The 354-nt window shown below is 68.6% G+C and carries 1 protein-coding gene and 1 pseudogene; both read right to left on the bottom strand.

The genetic code is table 11. The features are described 5' to 3' along the window. A pseudogene (locus ASG00_RS18270) lies at positions 1–184 on the bottom strand (hypothetical protein); the annotation flags it as partial. Further along, on the bottom strand, positions 177–354 hold a 178-nt coding region (locus tag ASG00_RS18775), incomplete at its 5' end, for a phage holin family protein (RefSeq protein ID WP_200930923.1). The gene ASG00_RS18775 and the pseudogene ASG00_RS18270, both read right to left, overlap by 8 nt.

Raw genomic sequence — 354 nt, 5'->3', positions numbered from 1 at the left:
TCTTGCGTGCGAAGTCGCGATAGCGCGAGATGCGCGCCTCCGTCGCCTTCTCGAACCTGCGCGGCACGTTCACCTTGTGCTCGATGGCGGCCAGGGCCGCCTTCAACTCGGCTCGGGCGGCCTCGACCGGGTCGTCGATACCGAGCGGCACGGCGGTTCGGGGCACGGGAACCTGCTCAGTCATCGGCGGCCTCCTTCACGGCGCGGACGTCTGCGGCGATGGATGACACGGGGTTGCCCTTGCCGATGCGCCGGAATCTCAGGAACCCGAGCAGCGCGAGCACCGCGGTGATCACGAGCATCGCTCCGAACACCACCAGCGCCGAGAGCCACACGGGCCACCACGACGAGAGT

It is taken from the genome of Microbacterium sp. Leaf351 (genome assembly GCF_001423825.1).
Taxonomy (GTDB): Bacteria; Actinomycetota; Actinomycetes; order Actinomycetales; family Microbacteriaceae; genus Microbacterium; species Microbacterium ginsengisoli.
This window is presented reverse-complemented; position numbering and strand designations above follow the sequence as displayed.